Genomic DNA, 18,750 nt, shown 5'->3' with positions numbered 1-18,750 from the left:
CGTACGCCCTTGGGTGCAATAACCATCGCCGATCAAAGAGACAGCGACCACCCCAGCAGGGGGATGTCGTACGCACTTGGGTCCAAAAACCAACGCCGCAAAAAGAAACAGCGACCAACCTCGCAGGGCGATGACGTATCGCTGTTGAATGCAAGAGCGGCAAGAGCCAACACCGCCCAAATCAAAAACCACCTCCCCCTATACCCCTTATCCAGCTAATGCCTCCCCGGCAACGACAACCGCCGCTCCAACCTCCGCTGCACCTGCGACAACGCCGTACTGAGCATCCAGTAAATCGCAGCCACCGCAAGATAAAGCGGCAGCGGCTGGTAGGTTGCCGCTATCACCTCCTGCGCCGTGCGCAGCAGTTCGGTCACGGTAATCACCGACACCAGCGAGGTGTCCTTGATCAGGCTGATCAGGCTGTTCGACAGGCTTGGCACCGCCAGCCGCAACGCCTGCGGCCCTACCACGTAACGCAGCGTCTGACCCTGGGTCAGCCCCAGGCTATAAGCCGCCAGCCACTGGCCGCGCGGGATGCCAAGGATGGCCCCGCGCATGCTTTCGGAAAGATAAGCCCCGACGTTCAGGCTCAGCGTGAGCACGCCGGCCGGCGTGGGCTCCAGTGCAATGCCGATGCCGGGCAATCCGTAGTACACCACGAAGATCTGCACCAGCAGCGGCGTGCCGCGCATGATACTGACGTAGACCCGCGCGATGGCCATCAGCACCCGCCGGTGGCTGATGCCCATCAGGGCGACCACGGTGCCGATCACCAGCCCGAAGGCCATCGACAGCAGGGCAAACTTGATGGTGAGCAACATGCCCTGCAACAGCACGGGCAGCGAATCGGCGACAAGCTGGAGAGCGGACATGGTAGGCCCTGGAGCATGCCGGCCACGGCAACGAGGGCGGCCGTGGCAGCATCACAACGTCACAACGCCCGGTTGACGGGCTCGCGCCTGGCAGGCGCAACCCGCGCTTACTTGGCCGGCCTGGTCACGTCCGCGCCGAACCACTTCACCGAGAGCTTGCCGAGGCTGCCGTCCTTGCGCATCTCGTCGAGCGCGCGGTCAATGGCCTGCCTGAACTTCGGATTGTCCTTGCGGAAGGGGATCGCCACCTCGGCATTGCCACCTTCGACGATCGCGCCGGGCCGCAGCGGCAGGCTCGACGTCTTGATCAGGTAGCCGATCATCAGGCGGTCGTTGAGCGCGGCGTCCACGCGTTCCGCCGCCAGGTCGCGCAGGTACTCCGGTGCGCCGGGATAGGTCTTGACGTCGATGCCGGCCACCGACTTGGCCAGTTCGTTGTAGTTACTGCCCAGGCTCACGCCGAGCTTCTTGCCCTTCAGGTCGTCGAGCGATTTGAACTGGCGCTTGTCGTCCTTGCGCTGGATCAGCTGCGCTGCCGAATAGACATAAGGCGTGGAGAAATCCAGCACCTGCTTGCGCTGCGGCGTGACCGCGACCTGGTTGACGATCACATCGAACTTGCCGGCCTGCAGCCCCGCAATGATGCCGCTCCACTCGGTGGTGACGAACTCCGGCTTGACGCCGAGCCGGGCCGCCACGCCCTTGGCCACGTCGACGTCGAAACCCTCCAGCTGATTGCCGCCGCCGCGGTAGTTGAACGGCGGATAGGTACCCTCCAGGCCAATCTTCAGCACGCCGGCCTGCTTCACGTTGTCAAGCAGGTCGGCGGCCTGCGCGGCGGCGCCCGTAGCCAGTAGCGAAACAGCGAGCAGTGCCCTGAGACAGCCAGTACGAAGCGATCGCATATGTTCTCCAGTCAGCACAAGCGGCGCGAACCGCGTTCGCGCCACCAACGGTTGGCCCACCAGGAGCGTAGACCTGCATTGAGCCTACCGCAATTTCCCGTTGCACAGCAATAACGATTCGCCCTGCCCGCGCCTGCCTCGCTTGCGCCTCGCCTACTGGAATGCCTTGTCGTTAGGCTGTGCGTAAAGATCCTTCATCTCGGCCGAGAGCGGATAGTTGAGATTGATGCCGCGCGGCGGGATCGGCGACTGGAACCACTTCTTGTAGAGCTGCTCGGCGCGGCCGCTGGTCATCAGCCCGGCGATTACGCCATCGGCCAGCTTCTTGAAGGACGGATCGTCCTTGCGGAACATGCACGCGTAGTTCTCCGTCTGCAGCGGCGTGCCCACCACCGTCCAGTCGCCGTGGTTCTTGGCCTTGGTCAGCTCGCCGTACAGCAGCGGCTCGTCCATCACGAAGGCCACCGCGCGGCCGGTCTCCAGGATCAGGAAGGACTGCCCGTGGTCCTTGGCGCCGATCAGGTTCATGTTCATGCCCTTCTCGCCGTTCATCTTCACCAGCAGGCGCTCGTCGGTGGTGCCCGCCGTGGTCACCACGTTGCGGTCCTTCAGGTCCGGGAAGTCCTTCACGCCCGACTCTTTCTTCGTCAGCATGCGCAGGCCATAGACGAAGAGGCTGTTGGAAAACGCCACCTGCTTCTGACGCTCGAGGTTGTTGGTGGTGGTGCCGCACTCGATGTCGATGGTGCCGTTCTGCACCAGCGTGATGCGGTTCTGCGAAGTGATCGGGACCAGCTTGACCTGCAGGTTGGGCATCTGCAGCTGCGTTTTCACCTTGTCGACGATCTGCAGCAGGATTTCGTGCGAGTAACCCATCACGTCCTTGCCATTGGTATAGGAGAACGGGATCGACGACTCGCGATAGCCCAGCGAGATCACGCCGGTATCCTTGATCTTGCGTAGCGTCTCGCCATCGTCGGCGATGGCCGCGCCAGCGGCGCACGCAAGCGTGGCGGCAGCCAGCAGGCAGCGGGAGAATCGGTGGGGACGATCGTTGGATTGCATAGCGCTTTCTCCTTGGGTTGGTGACGGCTCGTGAAGTGTTGAGGTGGTGACGTCTCTGCGCCTTGACGCAAACAAAACTGCAACGCCAGCGCTACGGCTCAGGCCAGCGTCCCTGCGAAATCCCCGGCTTCGATGACCGGCCTGCGTCCTGCCAGGCCATCCGCCAGCAAGCCCGCGCTGCCCATGGCCAGCGTGAAGCCGAGCGCGCCGTGGCCGATATCAAGCCACAAGCCGCGCAGGCGCGAAGGCCCCACCATCGGCAGGCCGCTCGGCGTAGCCGGGCGCAGGCCGGCCCATGGCTGCAACTGCCCAGGTTCCATGCGCGGCGCGATGTCGCCAAACAGCGCGCGCGTCTCGTCGGCCAGCGTGGCGATCCGCGCGCGGTCGATGACGGTGTCCGCGCGCACCAGATCGGCCATGCCGGCCACGCGCAAGGTATTGCCGATGCGGGCATAGACGATCTTGCGCGCAAAGTCGGTGATGCTGATATGCGGCGCGCTGGCGCCATCCGCGATCGGCACCGTGATGCTGTAGCCCTTGAGCGGCCACAAGGGCGGCCGCAGGCCCAGCGGCTTGAGCAGCGCCACGCTGCCAATGCCGCCGGCTACCACCACGGCATCGGCGCGCTCGATGCCGGACGCGGTGCGCACGCCGGTCACACGGTCGCCTTCGCGCTCGATGCCCAGCACGCTGGCGCCGAAGCGCAGCGACACGCCAGGCCTGCCACGCAGCAACTGTGCCAGTACCAGGCAAAAGCGATGGCAATCGGCCACTTCCTCGCTCGGGGTATGAATGGCGCCGGCGATCTCGCCGCGCATGCCGGCCAGCGCCGGCTCCAGCGCCACGCACGCATCGCTGTCCAGCGCCTGTTGCTCGCAGCCCAGGCTGGCCTGGTAGTCGAGCAGGCGGCAGGCTGCCTCGAAACTGTCTTTATCGCGATGCACAATGAGCTTGCCGCGCCGGGCGAAGCCGAACTCCGCCGGCTGGCTATCGACAAAATCCTGCATCAGGTCGCGGGAGTAAAAGGCAAGGCGCAGCAGCTTGCGCGTGGTGGCTTCGCTGGTAGCGGCGTTGCAGGCACGGGCAAACGCGGCCAGCCAGCGCCACTGCGCAGGGTCCCCCGAGGGCCGGAAGCGCATCGGCGAATCGGGACGCAGCAGCCAGCCAGGCACCTTGGCCAGCACCCCCGGGCCGGCCAGGGGGGCGACATAGCTGTAGCTGAGCTGCCCGCCGTTGGCGAAGCTGGTTTCCTCGCCGGGGCCGCCGTGCCGCTCCAGCACGGTCACCTCGTGCCCGTCGCCTGCCAGCCGCCACGCGGCGCTCATCCCGATCACGCCCGCCCCCACGATCACAACCTTCATCGTCCGCCTCTCTGCCCCGATCCAATCCGATCCGACGAAGGTTAGACCAAGCAGCCAGGCTTGCCCAATGCGAATACGTGCAAGAATATGTCTTTAGGCTATAGGTGCTCCCCAGGCACCATCCGTTACCCGATGCGATTGCGCCAGATCGAGGTCTTTCGTGCAGTCATGCTGACCGGCACCGTCAGCGAGGCGGCCCGCCTGCTGCATGTCTCGCAGCCTGTCGTCACCCGCGTGCTGCAGCATGCCGAGGCCACGCTCGGCTTTCGCCTGTTCGACCGGGTCAAGGGCAGGCTGCAGGCCACGCCGGAGGCCAGCGCGCTCTATGGCGACGTCGAGCGGCTCTATGGCGAGATCGAGCGGGTGCGGCGCGTCTCCGAAAGCCTGCGCCACAAAGGTGCCGGCCGCCTGCGTGTGGCGGCCACGCCGAGCCTGGCCAGCCCCTTGCTGGTGCCTGCCGTACGCGCTTTCTGCGCGCGCCATCCCGAGACCCAGGTTCAGGTGCTGACCCACCACACCGACGAGATCGTGCAGGGGCTGCTGGCCAACCAGATCGACCTGGGTTTCGCCTTCTCGCCGCCGCGCCACGAGGCCATCTCCAGCGAGCCGGTGGCCAGCGGGCAGATGCTGCTGGCGGTGCCTCGGGGCGAGCCGCTCTCGTCGCGCGGGCGCCGGGCCGACGTGCCGATGCACCGGCTGGTGGAACGCCCCTTCATCGCCTACGACGACAACAGCTCGCTCGGCCTGCTGGTGCGCCAGACGCTGGCACGCAACGCGCTCGAGCCGCGCTCCACGCTGGAAGTCCAGACTTACTCGCTGGCGCTGGCCCTGGTCGATGCCGGCCTTGGCCTGACCTTGCTCGACCAGTACACCGCGCTGGGCGCAAACCCCGAGCGCGTTTCGCTGCACGAGGTAAAGCCCGCCCTGTCGTTCGAGATCCAGTTGCTGCGCGCCAGCCACCGCGGCAGCTCCAGCCTGGCCGACGATATGCGCGAGCAGTTTGCCGCCGCGGCGCGGGAGGTGGCTGCTGCGCTGCCGCAGCGGCTGGAGGCGCCGGCGGTCAGTTTCGAGCACGCGCCTAAATGAGCCCTTCGGCCGTCCTCGATGGAAGCTGAGGAATTTGACAGTACCGTGCGCCGTGCACCATCATCAAAGCGCCTGAACGGTGCTTTCCCAAACCTATGTTCGCCCTGACCCTGCTTCTCCTCATCCTGGTAAGCGCCTTCTTCTCGATATCCGAGATCGCGCTGACCGCTTCGCGCCGCACCAAGCTGCAGACCCTGTCCGAGCGTGGCGACCGCCGCGCCACCAGGATCATGCTGCTCAAGGAGGAACCGGGCAACTTCTTCACCATCGTGCAGATCGGCGTCAACAGCGTGGCCATCCTGGCGGGTATCGTCGGCGAGAAGCATGTCTCCGACCTGGTACAAGCCGCGCTGCTTCCCTACCTGGACGCCGTCACGACGCAGCGCATCGCCAATGTCGGCTCCTTCCTGATCGTCACCCTGCTTTTCATCCAGTTCGCCGACCTGATCCCCAAGCGCATCGCCATGACGTACCCCGAAGCGTGCGCGCTGGTGGTGATCGATCCGATGCTGACCCTGATCAAGATCTTCAAGCCGCTCGTCTATGTGTTCAACGGCGCCGCCGACGCCACGCTGCGCCTGTTCGGCGTGCCCACCAAGCATATCGACCAGATCACCTCTGAGGACATCGCCGCCATGGTCGACGCCGGGGCGGAAGCGGGCGTGCTGCACAAGCACGAGATTCACCTGATCGAGAACGTGTTCGAGCTCGACGCCAAGAACGTCACCGCCGTGATGACGCCGCGCGACGATGTGGTCTACGTCGGCCTGGACGAGCCCGCCGACAGCCTGCGCCGCAAGCTGGTCAATTACCCGCACGCGCAATACCCGGTGTGCGGGCACAACCTCGACGACGTGCTGGGCTATATCGATTCGAAGGACATCCTGCAGATGTTCCTCGCCGACGATTCCACCGGCGTGATCGGCAACATCGGCAATATCGGCAAGCACCACGACAAGAACGTGCTGGTGATCCCGGACACGCTCACGCTCACCGAGTCGCTCACGCGCTTTCGCGAGATGCACCAGAACTTTGCCGTGGTGATGAACGAGTACGGGCTGGTGGTCGGCATCGTCACGCTCGACGATATCGTCGGCGCGCTGATGGGCAACATCATCTACTCCACCGAAGACGAACAGATCGTGCGGCGCGACGAAAGCTCATGGCTGGTCGACGGCCTCACGCCGCTGGTGGACCTTAAGAAGGCGCTGGAGCTGGACGAGCTGCCCGGCGAGGATTACGTCGATACCGCCGCCGGGCTGGTGATCTACACGCTCAAGCGCATCCCGAAGAAGTCGGAAGCCATCGAGACGGCGGGTTTCCGCTTTGAAGTGGTGGATATCGACCACCACAAGATCGATCAGTTGCTGGTCTCGCGGCTACCACCGGCGGAACCGTACCAGCAGTAAGCGCGCGGCGATAACGCTCCACCGTGGCGGGCAACTGGAACGCCACGATCCAGGCGCCAACCACCACCACCGCCGCGGCAGCGGCCACGCCCAGGCGCAGCGGCGCAAGGCGCTCCGGCGCATGCAGGGTCGCGTAGGCGGTACCCAGCAGCACGATCCAGGCAAAACCGAGCGCGCAACCGGCCAGCACGTCGGACAGCCAGTGCATGCCAAGGTAGAGCCGCGACAGGCAGATCAGCGCCACCGTCACCGCGGTCAGCGCAATCACCGGGATCCGGATGCGCCACGGCTGGCGCAGGCACAGCAGGAAAGCCAGGAAGCCATAGGTCACCATGCTGCTGGTGGCGTGGCCGCTGGGAAAGGAGAAGGACTCCAGGCCGCCGTAGATGCTGGCAGGACGGCTGCGCTCGAGCGCCAGCTTGAGCACCATCACGCAAGCCCGCGCACCGAGCAGCGCCCCCACCCAGTAGGCCGCCGCCACCCAGGCACGGCGCCACGCCAGCCAGCCAAACACGGTCACGCCCACGGCCACGGAAACGCGCGCTCCGCCCAGTTCGGTCAGCGCAACCATGGCCGTATCGAGCCACCCTTGCTGCCACGCGCGCAATTGCGCGAACACGGCCTGATCCACTTGCACCAGCGGCGCACCCTCGGCGATGGACTCGCCCAGCCACAACAGAGTGGCCGCGCACGCCATCAGCAAGACGCCGCCCAGCGCCAGCAGGAGCAACTCGGCGATGTCGCGCTCCAGCATGCGGACCACGCGCGGCCACTGCTGGCTGGAGCGCGCATGCAGCGCATCGCGGCCACGCAAGCGCGCGGCGTCGAGCCGGCGCACAAGCGGGCGGATGACCAGCAACAAGCCGCGCACCAGGCACAGCAGCAATAGCGTGAACAAGGCAAGCAGGCCCACCACGCCCAGCGCGGTCGCCGGTGTGAGCCAGGAAGCGGCAACCATCGGCTCAGCCTCCCGCAGCCATGCGCGCGATATTGGCGCGTGCCAGCGCTTCGCAATCGGCGAATGCCGGCGTGAGGAAGAGCTGCGCGCGCTGCGCCAGGCCTTGCAGGAAAGCGATCCTGCGCTGCATGAAGGCAGCAAACAGGGCATCGCCGTCCAGGCCGGTGCGATTAGCCAGCAGCGCACGGTTTTCCTCGAACACAGCGGCGGTCCAGGCGTCGAAGTCCGCCGGTGACGCCGCCAGACGGCAGAGATCGAGATCCAGCACGAGTTCCGACTCGGGCACCGAGGCGCGATGCCCGCGCGTATCCATCACGATGCGCGCGGCCAGCGATGTCACCGCGGCATCTACGCCGACGATCATGGTCTCGATCAGCGCGGCCGAGGCCGCTTCGTTATGCTCGCAGCCCGGCACATAGACCGCGTCGTGAAACAGCACCGCCAGCGCTTGCGCGGGCGTCAGTGCCACGCCGCGCGCCTGCGCGGCTTCAAACATCTCCAACACATGCCGGCGATCATGGTAGTGCCGGTAAGGCGCGTCGTAGCAGCCCAGCACCTGCAACACCGTCGCGCGCGGCAGGAAGTCCAGGCAGCCCAGCGACGCCGGCCAGTCCGGCGCGAAACGCGGCTGCGTGCCTTGTGGCGTCGGCACGTTTTCGGCGAACACATCCAGCGGACGCACCCACAACCGGGAGCGGTCCCGCATCGACTCGTACACCACCACCTGTGACAGGTCCGACTCGATCACGCCGAGGCCGACGATGGCATAGGCGCCGCCCTTGTAGTGGCGGTAGGGCATGCCCGGCAGATAGCCGGAAGACAAATCGGCGCCGGATGAGGCGTGCGGGGAAGGCAAGGAAGAGGACTGTGTCATGAGCAGCGGGTCGAATCGGAGCAGCGTCATGATAGTGCATTGATCACGCGGGGCCGCTTGCGGGCCCCGCGCGGGCCGCAGGGCTGGTCAGCCCCGCCACTGACATCAACGAAGGGGCCTCTCCCCCTCGCCATGCTGCGCGGCGAGTTCACTCAACACCAGCGTCTCCCGGGCCAACCCGGCCGCCAAGGAGAGGATACCGCCCTGGATCTCCTGTTTGAGCGCGCCGAAGGCATCGCCGGAGGCTACGTATTCGCTAACCATGAAAAGCAAGCCATAGAGCTGCGCGGCTCGCTCGGCGGCAAGACTCAAAGGGTCCTCAAGCGAGATGCGCGTGGTGACAAGCATTGCTGAGTCGGTGTGTTCAGCTGTGATCCCGTAGCGGCTGTGTTTATCCATGGCACATCTCCTTGAGCCCGATGTGCGCGCGGCAGGAGAGTGGCGGGACTTTCGGGAGTGTCGGTTGCCCGTGGTGGGCAAGGTGAAGCTGGCGCATGGTGCTGCCTCCTTTTCGTGCGGGTTCGATCCCGCACCCCGACGCCAATCGGGGTGGGCGGGCGCAAGGCAAGGTTGGCGTACCGGCGAAAAGGATCCGGCGAGCCCGAAGGCTCCCCTGCCCTGGCCCGCCCAATGAAGGCGCGCAAAAGCATAACGGACGTAAAAATGCCGCCTGGCGGCGGCGATCCGCCTTTTCGTTCGGGACGCCAATCCCGGTCGCTGTGGTTGCAGCGACAAGCGGAGTATAGCGCGTGGGCTCGCAGGTTCGACGCGCTGCGCGACGTTGCCAGCGATGGGCTTGCGGAACGAGGCTGGTTCGCACACGACTTGTTCAGCAGGCCCAATGCAAAAGCCCCACGACTCAGTGAGGAATCGTGGGGCTTTGCTTACTGCTGGCGGAGAGGGTGGGATTCGAACCCACGGTAGGCTCGCACCTACGCCTGATTTCGAGTCAGGTACATTCGACCACTCTGCCACCTCTCCGGTAACTGGGTCGCTTGTCGCGAAGAACAAGATTATAGAGGAAATCCCGTTCCAACCGCAAGCCCCCGGCGGCGAAAATTTATGCCTCGGGTTCCAGGCGCGTCAGGCCGCCCAGATACGGCTGCAATGCGGCCGGTACCGTCACCGAGCCATCGGCGTTCTGGTAGTTCTCCAGGATCGCCACCAGCGTGCGGCCAACGGCCAGGCCCGAGCCATTGAGCGTGTGCAGCAGCTCCGGCTTGCCCTGGCCCGCGCGGAAGCGGGCCTGCATGCGGCGCGCCTGGAAGTCGCCCATGTTCGAGCAGGAGCTGATCTCGCGGTACGTGCCCTGCGCGGGGATCCAGACTTCGAGGTCATAGGTCTTGGTGCTGCCGAAGCCCATGTCGCCCGTGCAAAGCGCGACGGTGCGGAACGGCAGGTCCAGCTTCTTCAGGATGGCTTCCGCATGGCCGGTGAGCTGTTCCAGCGCATCGAATGAATGCTCGGGCTGCACCACCTGCACGAGTTCGACCTTGTCGAACTGGTGCTGGCGGATCATGCCGCGCGTGTCCCTGCCGTAGGAACCGGCTTCCGAGCGGAAGCAAGGCGTGTGGGCGACGAAACGCAGCGGCAGCTTGTCGCCGGCCACGATGGCGTCGCGCACGATATTCGTCAGCGGCACCTCCGCGGTGGGGATCAGGTAGAAGTTCTCGAGGCGCTCGCCCTCTTCACTGCCGACCTTGCGCGGCACCTTGAACAGGTCTTCCTCGAACTTGGGCAACTGGCCGGTGCCGCGCATCGATGCGGCATTGACGATGTAGGGCACGTACATCTCGGTATAACCGTGCTCCAGCGTGTGGGTATCGAGCATCAGCTGCACCAGCGCGCGGTGCATGCGCGCGACGCCGCCACGCAACATGGAGAAGCGCGAGCCCGTGACCTTGGCCGCGGTATCGAAATCCAGCCCGAGCCGCTCGCCCACGTCGACGTGGTCCTTGACCTCGAAGTCGAAGCTGCGCGGCGTGCCGACGCGGCGCACTTCCACGTTCTGGGTTTCGTCGCGGCCCACCGGCACGCTCTCGTGCGGCAGGTTGGGGATGGCTTCCAGGATTTCGGAGAGCTGGGCCTGGATTTCTTCCAGGCGCGCGGCCGATGCCTTGAGGGTATCGCCGATGCCGCCGACTTCGGCCATCACCGCCGAGGCGTCTTCGCCCTTGCCCTTGAGCATGCCGATCTGCTTGGAGAGGCTGTTGCGGCGCGCCTGCAGTTCCTCGGTCTGGGTCTGCAGTTGCTTGCGCTCGGCTTCGAGTGCCTGGAAGGCCGCTACGTCGAGTTGGAATCCGCGCGTGGCAAGGCGTTGCGCCACGGCGTCGATGTCTTTGCGGAACAGCTGGATGTCTAGCATGTTGCGTATGAGGGGAGGTGCATGGGCCAGCGGCATGCCGGCGGACCCGCCATTTTACTGTACTGGCCGGGGCAAGCGCCGAACCACCGGCCGGGGAACAGGCGGGCGCTTCGGCCGCTGTTCGCGAAGACAGCCCGCCCGGCGCTGCCGATGTGCGCTATTGCGCCCCGCCCTCGCCGCCTTCGTCCCTGCCCTTGCCTTTGCCCTGCTGCCGCTGCCACTGCGCATCGAGGTCGCGCAGGTGGCGCAACTTGTCGCCGATCTTGCCTTCCAGCCCGCGCGGGGTGGGCTGGTACCAGCCCTGGCGCCTGAGGTCATCGGGGAAGTAATGCTCACCGGCAGCATAGGCCTCCGGCTCGTCGTGCGCGTAGCGGTAGGCGTGGCCGTGGCCCAGTTCTTTCATCAGCTTGGTCGGGGCATTGCGCAGGTGGACCGGCACGCCGCGCGACTTGTCCTTCGCCACGAAGGCGCGCGCGGCGTTGTAGGCGTTGTAGCCCGCGTTGGACTTGGGCGCGACGGCGAGATAAATCAGCGCCTGCGCCAGCGCGAGCTCGCCTTCGGGCGAGCCCAGCCGCTCGTAAGTCTCGGCCGCGTCAAGCGTGATGCGGGCGGCACGCGGATCCGCCAGGCCGATGTCTTCCCATGCCATGCGCACGATGCGGCGCGCCAGGTAGCGCGGATCGGCGCCGCCGTCGAGCATGCGGCAGAACCAGTACAGCGTGGCGTCCGGGTCGGAGCCACGCACCGATTTATGCAGCGCGCTGATCTGGTCGTAGAAGGCGTCGCCGCCCTTGTCGAAGCGCCGCAGGTTCTCCGACAGGGCGCTGCCCAGCAGCGCCTTGTCGATGATGGCCGCACCGGCGCTGCGCGCGGCCCGCGCCACGATCTCGATATTGTTGAGCAGCTTGCGGCCGTCGCCATCGGCGGAGGCCACGGTCAGCTGCAGCGCCTCGTCCTCCCATTGCAGGCCGCCCAGCTCCTCGCCGGCGCGGCGCGCGAGCTGCGTCAGTTCCGCGTCATCCAGGCTCTTGAGCACATACACCGCGGCGCGCGACAGCAAGGCGCCGTTGACCTCGAAGGACGGGTTCTCGGTGGTGGCGCCGATAAAGGTGAACAGCCCGCTTTCCACATGCGGCAGGAAGGCATCCTGCTGGCTCTTGTTGAAGCGGTGCACCTCGTCCACGAAGACCAGCGTGCGCCGTCCGTGGGCGCGGTATTGCTCGGCGCGCTCGACTGCCTCGCGGATGTCCTTGACGCCCGAGAGCACTGCCGACAGCGCAATGAACTCGGCATCGAAGGCCGTGGCCATCAGCCGCGCCAGCGTGGTCTTGCCCACACCGGGCGGGCCCCACAGGATCATGGAGTGCGGCTCGCCGGATGCGAACGCCACCCGCAACGGCTTGCCGACGCCAAGCAGGTGTTGCTGGCCGATCACCTCGTCGATATTGCGTGGGCGCAGGCGCTCGGCCAGGGGTTGTTGGGAACGATCGGGAGCTTCGGAAAACAGCGTGTCCGCCACGGTATTCAGGCCTTTATGTCGGGGCAGGCGCGCACGGTGCGAACCGCGGCGCCTCGGAACCTGACAGTGTAGACCATCGCGCGAGGCGGCCCGTTCGGGCCCGCCCGGGCGAGCGCTTCAGCGCGCGGCGCGCTCGTTGCGCATGAAGGCATCCAGCACGCCGGCCCGCTCGCTGCCCACGCGCGCACGCCACGCCGTTACCGCCCCCGCGCCGGCCTCGCGCAGTGCCTGCTGCACGGCCGCGGCCGGGCTGGCCTGGATGGTCACGCCGTTCGCGCGCATGCGCGCGGCGTTCTCTTCCAGCCGGGTACCCAGGCGCGCCCACTGTTGTTGCTCGGTAGCCTGCGCGGCGGCATCCACGGCGGCACGCAACGCGCCCGGCAGGGCCGCGTAAGCGGCCGCGTTGATCGTGGTAAAGGACAGCGGCATGGCATAGCCAATGGCCGTGAAGTTGGGCAGGTAATCCCACAACTTGCGCCCCGCGCCGCCGTCGCCCGAGGACAGCACCGCGTTGACCGAACCGTCCTTCAGGCGCGGCATGGCGTCGGCAAAGGACAGGCTGGTGGCCTGCGCCCCGGCAGCGTGCATGACCTCGGTGGAAGTCTCATCGTAGGTGCGTACCGACAGCGCACGCAGGTCGGGCAGCGTAGCGACCGGATTGCGCGACCACAACCCGGTCGGCGGCCACGGCGTGACATACAGCAGATGCTGCCCCTGCGCCTCGAAGGCCCGCGCGTAATCCGCGCGGGCCAGTTCGGCCAGGCGCTGGGCGGACTCCACCGAGGTCGCGACGAAAGGCAGCGAAGACAGCAGGAACAGCGGATCGACCGCGCCCAGCGCGCCACCGAAGGCATCCCCGCCCTCCAGCCGCCCTTCTTTCACCGCCGCGGGCATTTGCGCGGATTTGACGCCCGCGCTGGCATCGAAGCTGGGCTTCACCTCGATGGCGCCAGCCGTGCGCTTCTTCACCTCTTCGGCGAACGTGGCCAGCCCTTCGCCCGGCATGGCGCTGGCCGGATATTCGGTGGCCATGCGCCACACCGTGGGGCTGGCGGCGGGCTGCGCCCAGCCCTGCCCGGCGCCACAGGCAAGCAGGGCGAGCAGCGCGCCGCCGCGCAGCAGTTGACGGCGCAGCGGCCGGGACGCGCGCTTCAGGGAAGCAGACATGGTGGAGAGTCCTGGGGTCGTGGGGTGGTGAAGCCGTCGTATCCAAAAGGACCGGCAAGAAGGGCAAGCGCGCTGCCAAAGGCCCGCCGGCGCACGCTCAGCCGCGCCGGAACGCCACGACATCCTCGACTTCCACGCGGATGCCGATGCGCTCGCCGAGCGCATGATCGTGGTGCGAAGGCACCAGCGACAACACCTGGCCGCCGCCGGCCAGGCGCAGCGTGTACAGGATATCGGCACCGCGAAAGGCTTTGTGCAGGATCTCGGCCTGCAACGGGCTGGCGTCGTCATGCACGATATCGTCGGGGCGGATCAGCACGTCCACCTCGGTGGTGGCGGGCGGCACGCCAAGCGGCTCACGGCTTTGCAGCGTGCCCAGCTCCAGCGTGACCACGTGCGGACTGGCGAGACGGCCCGGCATCAGCACGCCCTGGCCAATGAAGTCCGCGACCACGCGCGTGGCCGGCCGGTGATAGAGGTTGTGCGCGCTGTCCCACTGTTCGATCGCGCCGGCATGCATCACGCCGATCTCATCGGCCATGGCGAAGGCCTCGTGCTGGTCGTGCGTGACGAGGATGGCGGTGGTGCCCTGGGCCTTGAGAATGTCGCGCACCTCCAGGCTCAGGCGTTCGCGCAGTTCGATATCCAGATTGGAGAACGGCTCGTCGAGCAGCAGCAATTCGGGACGCGGCGCCAGTGCCCGCGCCAGTGCCACGCGCTGCTGCTGGCCGCCCGACAGCTCATGCGGAAACTTGTCGCCAGAGCCGGCCAGTCCCACCAGCGCCAGCATCTCCCCGACCCGCGCGGCGCGTTCGCCACGGCGCATGGCATGCAGCCCGAAGGCGATGTTGTCGGCCACGCTCAGGTGCGGGAACAAGGCGTAGTCCTGGAACACCATGCCGATGCGACGATGCTCCGGCGCCACGGCAAAACCCGGCGACGACATCACCGCCCCCTGGAGCAGGATGCGCCCTTCGCGCAGCGGCTCGAACCCTGCGATCGCGCGCAGCACGGTGGTCTTGCCGCAGCCGCTGGGCCCGAGCAGGCAGGCGATGCTGCCGCGCGTCAGGATAAAGGACAGGCCGTTGACGACGGCGTGACCGCCGAATCCATGATGGATGCGATCAACCTCGATCACGGTGTCGGCTCGTGCTTGCTCGGACGAATTGGGAAGCGGGTGGCTTGGCATGCCGAGCATTATATGGAGGGCGGGCCCATCTGTGTGCCGCGCATGTATGCAGGCCGCCCTGCACGCGTTGCTAGAATGCTGGGCCTGGCTATCGAAGCACCATGCTCGAATCACGCTGGCCCCGGGCGTCCCTGCCGGGATCGTCCGACCGAGCCTGCCAGCGGGCCTCATCCTCCCACGCACCATCACAGTCATCCAAGCCGCCACCGAATGAGCCTGCTTCGACCCAGCCCTACCAGCCGCCTGCACCCGCTCGCCCTTGTCGCCGGCCTGTCCGCTCTGTTGATCGCGCTGCCGATCGCGCAGGTGGCCAGCAGCCTGCTCACGCCCAGCGGCGACACCTGGCGGCACCTCGCCGACACGGTGCTGGCCGAGTACGTGGTCAATACCTTGTGGTTGCTGGCCGGGGTCTGTGCCGGCGTGCTGCTGCTTGGCGTACCCACCGCCTGGCTGGTCAGCACCTACCGCTTTACCGGACGGGCATGGCTGGAATGGGCCCTGGTGCTGCCGCTGGCGATGCCGGCCTATGTCATCGCCTACGCATATACCGATGCGCTGCAGTTCGCGGGCCCGGTGCAAGGCTGGCTGCGCGAGCTGACCGGCTGGCGCGCGCGCGAGTACTGGTTTCCGGATATCCGCTCGCTGGGCGGCGCCATCGTGCTGTTCACGCTGGTGCTCTATCCCTATGTCTACCTGACCGCGCGCGCGGCCTTCCTGCAGCAAACCCTGAACACGCTGGAGGCGGCGCGTCTGCTTGGTTATGGCACCTGGGGCAGCGTATGGCGCATCATGCTGCCGCTCGCGCGCCCCGGCATCGTCGCCGGCACCGCGCTCGCGCTGATGGAAACGCTGGCCGATTTCGGCACCGTGGCCTACTTCGGCATCCCGACCTTTTCCACCGGCATCTACCGCGCGTGGTTCTCGCTGGGCGACAAGAACGCAGCGGCCCAGTTGTCCGCCTTCATGCTGGTGTTCGTGATCGGCATCCTGCTGGCCGAACGCATCAGCCGCGGCCGTGCCCGCGTGCACGGCGGCCAGCGCCGCGCTCCGGCCTACCGGCTGCATGGCTGGCGGGCCGCTCTGGCGCTGCTGGTGTGCGTGCTGCCCGTGCTGCTGGGTTTTGCCATCCCGGCGCTGATGCTGTGCAAGATGGCACTGGCCGAGGGCGACGCGCAGTTCGGGCCGCGCTTTATCGGGCTGGTGCGCAACAGCTTCCTGCTGGCCAGCGTGACCGCGCTGGTAGCCGTGCTGGCTGCGCTGCTGATCGGCTATGCGGGACGTGGCATTGCAGCCGGCCGCAACTGGCTGTTGCGCGCGCTCACGCGGGTGTGCGGCATGGGCTATGCCCTGCCCGGCTCGGTGGTGGCGGTGGGCGTGCTGGTGCCGGTGGCGCGGCTGGACAATGCCGTTTCGTCCTGGCTGCAACAGCATCTGGGATGGTCGGCCGGGCTCTTGCTGACCGGCGGCATTGCCGCGCTGGTCTATGCCTACCTGGTCCGCTTCCTGGGCGTGGCCCTGCAAACCGTCAACGCTGGCCTGGTCAAGATCACGCCAGGCATGGATGCGGCATCGCGCAGCCTGGGCCACGGCCCCGGCGCCACGTTGCGGCGCGTGCACCTGCCGATGCTGCGTGGAAGCCTGCTGACCGCGGCGCTGATCGTCTTCGTCGATGTCATGAAGGAGTTGCCCGCCACCTTTGTGATGCGGCCGTTCAATTTCGATACGCTCGCGGTACAGGCCTACAACCTGGCATCCGATGAGCGCCTTGCCGAAGCCGCCACGGCGTCGCTGGTGATCGTGGCGGTGGGCCTGCTGCCGGTGATCCTGCTGTCGCGCTCGATACGGCGGGATGCGCGGGAGTAATCCACAGTGATCGCCTGCGGAAACAGGTGCGAATACTCCTAAATTTCTTCAACGTATTGCCGATATCTCACTAGTCCGAAGCTGCGCCCCGGCTCGCCGCCCCTTCCCGCGCGTGCCGGGCGGCCTGCCCCCGCCGCTGGCGTGCTTCGCGCCGCATCATGCCTGTGCCGCCCGCAATCGTTGCCCGGCACTTGTTCGCAGCGACTTCAGAGAGTGTTATGCAGCTTCGTTACCGCATGCTCGTGTTCAAGCTGAACCGGCTGAACCCGCAAGACCGGATCAGCGCCGTCGAGGAAATCGCCCTGGCGGGCCAACTGGCGGAGCAACTGGAAAAGCCCGGCATGGTCGAGCGCCTGGTGGCGGACCTGTTCGATCACGAGAATTCCCATGTCAGGCGCATCGCGCTCAACGCGGTAAGGCGCGCGCGCGGCTACCTGCAGACCGATATCTCGCTTGCCCTGCTGCGCAAGCTCCGCGACCCCGAGCCATGGCTGCGCCATGACGCTGCCTGGGTCCTCCATGAGGCCGGGCTGGACAGCCCGCACATCCGCGCGGCACTGCGCCAGCTGGCCGGCCCGGTCATGCTGCCTTACGACCAGGCGCGCGCCCGCGCCAATCCCTCCGACGCGATGCTGCACGCCCAGGTGCGCGCGCGGCAAGCACTGGACGTGCTGCTGGCACGCCAGACCGCGGGGGCCGTGGTGGCCAAGCTGCCGTACGCGGATGGCACCTTGGGCCACGCGCACACGCGGCGGCGCGAGCACTTGAAACTGACCTTCGAGAAGCACAGGGAGCGTGGCGCAAAGCTGCGCTTCCGGCGCCTGGAAAGCGGGGAAAACAAGGCCGCGGGCGCCTTGCAGCCGAAGCAGAAGGCCCCCGCATGAAAAATGGGGGGGGTTGGCGCCGCCATTCCCGTCCCGCCCAGTCAGACCGCGCTTACTTGTAACCAGCCTTGTCCGCTACCTTCTGTGCTTGCGGCTGGTACTTGCCCAACTCAGCAACATTGATCTTGTCCGCCTTGAAGCTGCCCATGGCTTCGAGTGCCGGATTGCTGATCTTCACGCTTTCCACCACCGGCCACTCGTTATTGCCATCGGCGAAATAGCGCTGCGCCTCGTCGCTTGACAGGTATTCCAGGAACGCGCGCGCCGATGCCTTGTTGGGCGCATGCTTGAGCATGCCGCCGCCAGAGATGTTCATATGCACGCCCTGGCTGGCCTGGTTGGGCCACACCACGCCAAGCTTCTCCGCCACGGCCTTGTCCTCGGGCTTGGCCGACTTCAGGATGCGGGCGATGTAGTAGGTATTGGCGACGGCGATATCGCATTCGCCGGCGGCCACCGCCTTGAGCTGGTCGGTATCGCCGCCCTTGGGCGCGCGCGCCAGGTTGGCCACCACGCCGCGCGTCCATTGCTCCGTCCTGGCCTCGCCATCGTGGGCAATCAGGCTGGACATCAGCGACAGGTTGTAGACGTGCCCGCTGGAACGGATGCACAGCTTGCCCTTCCACTTGGGATCGGCCAGGTCTTCATAGCTCTTGATATCGCCGGGCTTGACCGCCGCCTTGTTGTAGGCGATCACGCGGGCCCGCGCCGAGAAACCGAACCAGTCGCCGTTCGGGTCGCGGTAGTTGGCGGGAATGCGCGAGTCCAGCACGCTCGATTTGAGTGGCGCGAACACGCCCGCCTGCTGGGCTCGCCACAGGCGGCCGATGTCGACCGTGATGAACACGTCGGCGGGACTGTTGGCGCCCTCGCTCTTGATGCGCTCCAGCAGCGGGTCTTCCTGGCCTTCGATGCGGTTGATCTTGATGCCGGTCTGCTTGGTGAAATTGGCGTAGAGCGCTTCGTCGGTCTGGTAATGGCGTGCCGTGTAAAGGTTCAGCACTTTTTCCTGTGCGCTCGCGGCGAGCGGCAGCGCCAGCACGGCAAGCGCGGCGGCGCGCGGCAGCAAGTGACGGAATACGGTCATGACTCTCCCCCTGGATGATGTTCTGCTTCGCCCTGGAGGTGCAGTGGACGCATCCTCACACAAGACGAAGAAGGAACAATAATCATTCCTATTTCGGAGGTCAAGTTACAACGTTGTAATGTTGGAAGGCCCCGGGCGGGGCA

General features: G+C 66.5%; 15 protein-coding genes, 1 tRNA gene and 1 pseudogene. 4 read left to right on the top strand and 13 right to left on the bottom strand.

Translation table 11 applies throughout. From position 1 onward, the window contains the following. Positions 1-215: 215 nt before the first annotated feature. The 4 genes from CF70_RS02345 to CF70_RS02330 form a co-directional block, all read right to left on the bottom strand. Complete coding sequence (locus tag CF70_RS02345; RefSeq protein WP_035859808.1) at positions 216-875, bottom strand: amino acid ABC transporter permease; 660 nt, start codon at positions 873-875, stop codon at positions 216-218. Positions 876-982: 107 nt separating this feature from the next. Continuing rightward, positions 983-1,780, bottom strand: coding sequence for a transporter substrate-binding domain-containing protein (locus tag CF70_RS02340; RefSeq protein WP_035859805.1), 798 nt, complete (start codon positions 1,778-1,780; stop codon positions 983-985). Between the two features lie 153 nt (positions 1,781-1,933). Beyond that, positions 1,934-2,845: a glutamate/aspartate ABC transporter substrate-binding protein gene (locus CF70_RS02335; RefSeq protein ID WP_035859803.1), complete on the bottom strand. Its 912-nt coding sequence runs from the start codon at positions 2,843-2,845 to the stop codon at positions 1,934-1,936. Between the two features lie 98 nt (positions 2,846-2,943). Next, on the bottom strand, positions 2,944-4,206 hold the full coding sequence (locus tag CF70_RS02330) for a D-amino acid dehydrogenase (protein ID WP_035859800.1): 1,263 nt from the start codon (positions 4,204-4,206) through the stop codon (positions 2,944-2,946). 132 nt (positions 4,207-4,338) lie between these two features. Between CF70_RS02330 and CF70_RS02325 the strand changes: the two genes are divergently transcribed. Further along, positions 4,339-5,292 (top strand): LysR family transcriptional regulator, encoded by a 954-nt coding sequence (locus CF70_RS02325; protein WP_035859796.1) that lies wholly within the window; start codon positions 4,339-4,341, stop codon positions 5,290-5,292. A 95-nt stretch (positions 5,293-5,387) separates the two neighbouring features. Further along, positions 5,388-6,701, top strand: coding sequence for a hemolysin family protein (locus CF70_RS02320; protein WP_035859793.1), 1,314 nt, complete (start codon positions 5,388-5,390; stop codon positions 6,699-6,701). A 157-nt stretch (positions 6,702-6,858) separates the two neighbouring features. Here CF70_RS02320 and CF70_RS38720 read toward each other — a convergent pair. The 8 genes and pseudogenes from CF70_RS38720 to CF70_RS02285 all read right to left on the bottom strand — a co-directional run. Continuing rightward, a pseudogene (locus tag CF70_RS38720) lies at positions 6,859-7,272 on the bottom strand (phosphatase PAP2 family protein); the annotation flags it as partial. Between the two features lie 391 nt (positions 7,273-7,663). Continuing rightward, positions 7,664-8,458 carry a DUF1653 domain-containing protein gene (locus CF70_RS02315; RefSeq protein ID WP_200876679.1) on the bottom strand — a complete coding sequence of 265 codons (795 nt, stop codon included), beginning with the start codon at positions 8,456-8,458 and terminating at the stop codon, positions 7,664-7,666. 180 nt (positions 8,459-8,638) lie between these two features. Beyond that, positions 8,639-8,932, bottom strand: a complete 294-nt coding sequence (locus CF70_RS02310) for a hypothetical protein (RefSeq protein ID WP_035859786.1) — start codon at positions 8,930-8,932, stop codon at positions 8,639-8,641. Positions 8,933-9,424: 492 nt separating this feature from the next. Then, positions 9,425-9,514, bottom strand: a tRNA-Ser gene (locus CF70_RS02305). A gap of 79 nt (positions 9,515-9,593) precedes the next feature. Next, the gene (gene serS, locus CF70_RS02300) at positions 9,594-10,898 is read right to left on the bottom strand and encodes a serine--tRNA ligase (protein ID WP_035859820.1); all 1,305 of its coding nucleotides are present in this window, start codon (positions 10,896-10,898) and stop codon (positions 9,594-9,596) included. A gap of 157 nt (positions 10,899-11,055) precedes the next feature. Then, positions 11,056-12,417: a replication-associated recombination protein A gene (locus CF70_RS02295; protein WP_045237967.1), complete on the bottom strand. Its 1,362-nt coding sequence runs from the start codon at positions 12,415-12,417 to the stop codon at positions 11,056-11,058. Positions 12,418-12,534: 117 nt separating this feature from the next. Next, on the bottom strand, positions 12,535-13,584 hold the full coding sequence (locus tag CF70_RS02290; RefSeq protein WP_081861997.1) for a TRAP transporter substrate-binding protein: 1,050 nt from the start codon (positions 13,582-13,584) through the stop codon (positions 12,535-12,537). Between the two features lie 97 nt (positions 13,585-13,681). Beyond that, positions 13,682-14,782 (bottom strand): ABC transporter ATP-binding protein, encoded by a 1,101-nt coding sequence (locus CF70_RS02285; RefSeq protein WP_235184857.1) that lies wholly within the window; start codon positions 14,780-14,782, stop codon positions 13,682-13,684. Positions 14,783-14,983: 201 nt separating this feature from the next. On the opposite strand from CF70_RS02285, the gene CF70_RS02280 reads away from it, so the two are divergent. Then, complete coding sequence (locus CF70_RS02280; RefSeq protein WP_035859784.1) at positions 14,984-16,636, top strand: ABC transporter permease; 1,653 nt, start codon at positions 14,984-14,986, stop codon at positions 16,634-16,636. 218 nt (positions 16,637-16,854) lie between these two features. Continuing rightward, a complete protein-coding gene (locus CF70_RS02275) occupies positions 16,855-17,520 on the top strand; it encodes a hypothetical protein (RefSeq protein WP_051647986.1) in 666 nt (221 codons plus the stop codon). Positions 17,521-17,572: 52 nt separating this feature from the next. Here CF70_RS02275 and CF70_RS02270 read toward each other — a convergent pair whose 3' ends face one another. Continuing rightward, positions 17,573-18,607 carry a Fe(3+) ABC transporter substrate-binding protein gene (locus CF70_RS02270; protein ID WP_051647985.1) on the bottom strand — a complete coding sequence of 345 codons (1,035 nt, stop codon included), beginning with the start codon at positions 18,605-18,607 and terminating at the stop codon, positions 17,573-17,575. Positions 18,608-18,750: the final 143 nt, after the last annotated feature.

The sequence above is a fragment of the Cupriavidus sp. SK-3 genome (assembly GCF_000611145.1).
In the GTDB taxonomy this organism is placed as follows: Bacteria; Pseudomonadota; Gammaproteobacteria; order Burkholderiales; family Burkholderiaceae; genus Cupriavidus.
Note: the sequence above shows the minus strand (reverse complement) of the source record. Positions and strands in the feature narration are given on the sequence as shown.